The sequence below is a fragment of the Vibrio sp. Vb0888 genome (assembly GCF_033338835.1).
GTDB classification, from domain to species: Bacteria; Pseudomonadota; Gammaproteobacteria; order Enterobacterales; family Vibrionaceae; genus Vibrio; species Vibrio alginolyticus.
Genome location: NZ_JAWOTL010000298.1, coordinates 1 through 488, shown reverse-complemented (window position 1 = coordinate 488; position 488 = coordinate 1). Strand labels below are relative to the sequence as shown.

The 488-nt window shown below is 45.9% G+C and carries 1 pseudogene; it reads right to left on the bottom strand.

From position 1 onward, the window contains the following. A pseudogene (locus R7P72_RS25765) lies at positions 1 to 488 on the bottom strand (class I SAM-dependent methyltransferase); the annotation flags it as partial.

The window sequence follows — 488 nt, the reverse complement described above, 5'->3', positions numbered from 1 at the left end:
TTTTCGAGATATCAAACTCGTTCAGCTCTGCATTGTATTTTGCTGTGTCCAATGCTGGCTGAGATACATCCGCATTGATTACGCGTTTTGCGCCGCCTTTCAGTGCGTAAAGACCAAAGCCACCTGTGTAAGAGAAGCAGTTAAGAACTTCTTTATCTTTAACGTACTTCATTGCTTGTTGACGACTGTCACGCTGGTCTAGGTAGAAGCCCGTTTTATGTCCCCCTACAATGTCGACACTGATTTTTACGCCGTTTTCTTCGATGACGACAGATTTTGGAGGCACTTCACCGTGCAATACGCCAGTGATCTCTTTCAAACCTTCTTTCTTACGTACTGCTACGTCAGAACGTTCGTAGATATTGCAATCAGGGAAGCATTCAACCAATGCATCTACAATCGCTTGCTTGTTGTATTCTGCGCCTGCGCTGAGCAATTGACATACGAAGAAGTTTTGGTAGCGGTCAATCGTCACGCCCGGCAAGCCG